The 1,040-nt window shown below is 36.3% G+C and carries 1 protein-coding gene; it reads left to right on the top strand.

Annotated elements, in window-relative coordinates:
• A partial coding sequence (locus tag F6K49_RS52665) for an ISKra4 family transposase (protein ID WP_293111084.1) occupies positions 1 to 754 on the top strand: 754 nt, incomplete at its 5' end.
• Between the last annotated feature and the right edge of the window lie 286 nt (positions 755 to 1,040).

Raw genomic sequence — 1,040 nt, 5'->3', positions numbered from 1 at the left:
TGTTCGAGCAAGCGCCAATGTATCTTATGATAATGCTGCCAGAGATATTGAGTACTATACAGGAATGAAAATCTCAGCAAAAACACAACAAAGACTAGTACATCGTTATAATTTTACTGACAATGACTGTAGTAAAGATATTGAAGAAGTGAGTGTAGATGGAGGAAAAGTAAGGTTAAGAACGCCAAAAAAAGGAGAACCTTGTCTCTGGAAAGATTATAAGGCAATCTGTGTGAATAAATCCACGAGAAAAGCTTGGTTTTCAGAAAATGAGGAATTAATAAATTGGGTGAATGAGCAACCGTTATCAGACCCACTGAATTGCCTGGGGGACGGGCATCCTGGGATTTGGAATATTTTTAAACAATTTAATTGTCCAGGAGAAAAACGGGAAATTCTTGATTGGTTTCACTTAGTTGAAAATTTACATAAGGTCGGTGGTTCACTGAAAAGATTGAAAAAAGCCAAAAGTTTATTGTGGTCAGGTAACGTTGATGAAACTCTTAACTTGATTTCTCCTTTGACTAAAAAACAAGCCGAAAACTTCTGTAATTATTTAGAGACTCATCGAGAGCGTATTATTAACTATAAATACTATCAAGAGCAGTCAATTTGTTCCATTGCTTCAGGAGCTGTTGAATCTACAGTCAAACAAATTGACCGACGACTGAAGATTTCTGGAGCACAGTGGAAACCTGAAAATGTGCCTCAAGTTCTCAAACATCGATGTGCTTATCTCAATAACAATCTTTAGTAGCAGGTTTTCAGTAAAAACACGCTTCATTAACTAACGATAAAACTCACTCTTATCGGACGTGTGAATTATCCCAAAACTAATGAAGTTATTCACAGATGTGGCCTAGTTGAGGGATTATAATAGAACTCGCCCATTCAATCCAACTCTATTCAAAATACTAATAGCACACTGCCCTGCACTTTACAGTGTAGGACATAAATGCCGATTAACAGTCTCTTTTATGTTTTATTTAAATAAAGCGGGCAACAGATAATCTACCTCTAGTACAAATGCTCTGCATAAG

The organism is Moorena sp. SIO3I6 (genome assembly GCF_010672095.1).
This window is presented reverse-complemented; position numbering and strand designations above follow the sequence as displayed.